This is a genomic window from Winogradskyella sp. (assembly GCF_013042245.1).
Classification (GTDB): domain Bacteria; phylum Bacteroidota; class Bacteroidia; order Flavobacteriales; family Flavobacteriaceae; genus Winogradskyella.
Genome location: NZ_JABDQL010000153.1, coordinates 1 through 2963 on the forward strand (window position 1 = coordinate 1; position 2963 = coordinate 2963).

2 protein-coding genes are annotated in these 2963 nt (G+C 32.7%); both read right to left on the reverse strand.

Going from position 1 to position 2963, the window contains the following annotated elements; all coding sequences use genetic code 11:
- Positions 1–101: 101 nt before the first annotated feature.
- Positions 102–2402, reverse strand: a complete 2301-nt coding sequence (locus HKP48_RS12120; RefSeq protein ID WP_296346222.1) for a von Willebrand factor type A domain-containing protein — start codon at positions 2400–2402, stop codon at positions 102–104.
- A 22-nt stretch (positions 2403–2424) separates the two neighbouring features.
- Positions 2425–2709: a hypothetical protein gene (locus tag HKP48_RS12125; protein WP_296346224.1), complete on the reverse strand. Its 285-nt coding sequence runs from the start codon at positions 2707–2709 to the stop codon at positions 2425–2427.
- Between the last annotated feature and the right edge of the window lie 254 nt (positions 2710–2963).

Below are 2963 nucleotides of genomic sequence, written 5' to 3' on the forward strand. Positions count from 1 at the left end.
AGTTAATCTAGAAACTGTATGACCATTTACCCTTTGATGTGACATAAAAACAAAGGTAGGTATTTTTAGAAGCTAAAGCGGATGCACTAAAGTGCATAGTTTTAACTATTTTTGGGACCAATAAATTCAGCTCTATAACCGGCATTGTCATTTCCTCTTCCTTTTTCAGCAAGCTCAATGACAGTGTCTACACTTGCATTATTGAAATATTGTGATTGTCTAAGTTGCATTCCAAATAATGCTACAGCAGAAGCAAAATTCATATCTGTTGAAGCTTTAATAATTTCTGTATTTTGTATATGAACCATTTCTATACTCTTTAAAGCATCTGGTTTTTTGTATCTGAATTTTACAGTAAACAACTCATCGGAATACTTATTTACCATTTTTGTTTCAGTATATTTTAAATTTGAAACGTTTTTTAAGTACTCCGTATCAACACCGACAGGTACAATTTCATATAAAGCTGTTACGGTGTGTCCACTTCCTAACTCGCCAGCATCTTTTGTATCATCTATAAAATCTTCGTCATTAAGCAATCTGTTTTCATAACCAATAAGTCTGTATGCTTGTACTTTTTTAGGATTAAATTCTACTTGGATTTTTACATCCTTTGCTATAGTGTAGAGTGTTCCTCCAAATTCTTTTCCGAAGACTTTATTAGCCTCTTGCATAGTATCTATATAAGCATGATTACCATTGCCTTTATCGGCTAAGGTTTCAAGTTTAGAGTCTTTATAATTCCCATAACCGAAACCTAAAACGGATAAAAACACGCCTGACTTTCGTTTCTCTTCTATTAATATCTCCATTGCTTTATCAGTAGAAGCACCAACGTTAAAGTCTCCATCAGTAGCAAGAATAACTCTATTATTTCCATTCTTTTTAAAGTTCTTTTCTGCCAATTTATAAGCAAGCTCAATACCAGCACCACCAGCTGTAGAACCACCTGCATTAAGCTTATCTAAAGCATTTATTATTAGCTCCTTTCTATTTCCAGAGGTTGGTTCTAAAACTACACCTGCAGCTCCAGCGTATACAACTATTGATACCTTATCTTGTTTACGCAACTGATTTACTAATAACTTAAAAGCCGATTTTAAGAGTGGTAACTTATTGTGACTACTCATAGACCCAGAAACATCTATTAAAAATGTAAGATTAGAAGCTGGTAATTCTTTATTAGTATAAGTTTTTCCCTGCAAAGCTATTCTTACCAAGTTTGTATTTTGATGCCAAGGTGTTTTTACAACTTCTGTATTTATAGAAAATGGATGCTCATGTGTTGGTTGTGGGTAATCATAATTAAAATAATTTACCATTTCTTCAATCTTTACAGCATCTGGCTGAATAGTTTCACCATTATTAATCATTCGTCTTACATTGCTATACGATGCTTTATCTACATCTATTGAGAAAGTGGATAAAGGCGAAAGTGTTGTTCTTTCGAAACTATTTTCTTCAATAACAGTATAAGTTTCGTTAGAGTTTATTCTAAAATTACCTTGATGTGTCGTTATAACCACACAACCATTTTTAGCTATGTTTCCAAATTTTCGTCTGGCTTCGGCTTTAGAATATTTATTCTTTATTTCTATCTGATTTTTAGGTAAGTTTTCAATAATAAAATTAACCTCTTTTTTTATTGGCATACCATCTACAATGTATAGTAAATCTTCATTTTTAACTTTAGCCTTATTTGTAGTAACCACGACTACTCCACTAGCAGCACGACTTCCATAAAGAGCTGTTGCATTAGCATCTTTTAAAACTGAAACTGACTTTATATTCTTAGGGTCTAATTGCTTTACAGAATTTGATTTTACTGACCTACCATCAATAACGTATAATGGTTCTTTACTACCCGTTAAGGAATTAGTTCCTCTAACCCTAATTTGTATACTCTTTTTAGGCTCTCCGAGACCTTTATTAACATTAACACCTGCTGCTTGACCTTGTAAATTAACTATCGATTTACCATTTATCTCACTCGCTAATCTATTATGATAAGCTTTTTGCTTGCGTCGTTTTAATTGTGCTTGAGATAGTGATGAATAGTTGCGACCAGATATACTTCCGTATGCTACAACTACTATTTCTTCTAATCTGGCACTGTCCTCTTCTAGGGCTACGTTAATTATTTTACTTTGTCCAACCACTTTTGTAGTGGTTTTCATACTAACAAAAGAGAATACTAAAATATCACCGACGTTAGTTTTAATAGAATATTTACCATCAAAATTAGTTTGCGTGCCGTTTGATGTTCCTTTAACTGCAACGTTAGCTCCAGGTAATGGTAAACCATCAGTTGAGGACGTGACAATACCTGAGATGTTTATTTGTTGTGCTTGAAGCTGAAAAACAAAAAATATAATTGTGATAATCTGTAATAGTTGTTTCATAATTTTTAGTGTTTGGTAATTATTAATTTTTAATAACTTGGATAATTTCTGGTAAGAGTGCCAAAGCTGAAAGTACAACTGCTACATCTGTGCCTTTAGATTTTGCGGGTGCAACATTAGCTGCAAGATTAGGGTTAGCTGATGAACTAGTGTTTATAATTCCTTTACGCTCAGGAAGTCTTACCATAATCACTTTGTTATTATAGCCTTCTTCAAAATTCACATCGGCATATTTGTAAGCAAACTCGATACCGTCTTTAGCGAAGGCTTCAATACTTTCTTTAGGATGCTCTATTGTATAAAGCATCTTTTTCAGTTCTACAGCAGTACTTTTCTGAAGCGCAATTCCACTATAATTATTGTAAGTTGCAATACTGATATAATCGTCTTCGCTAAGACGCCTTGATAAGAGTTTAAAGCTTTGTTTTAAAATAAATTTATTGAGTTAGTCATTTAATTTCCGTACATTTAAGTCAATAAAATTAGGATAATGGAACAATTTGAAGGACAAGATATACTAAACTTTATAAAAGAATTTCCAAATGATGAGGCTTGCAAAGT

Bases quoted from the DNA above. Each gene is read 5' to 3' on its own strand.
- HKP48_RS12120 (WP_296346222.1), bottom strand. From the start codon at position 2,402: ATGAAACAACTATTACAGATTATCACAATTATATTTTTTGTTTTTCAG.
- HKP48_RS12125 (WP_296346224.1), bottom strand. From the start codon at position 2,709: ATGCTTTATACAATAGAGCATCCTAAAGAAAGTATTGAAGCCTTCGCT.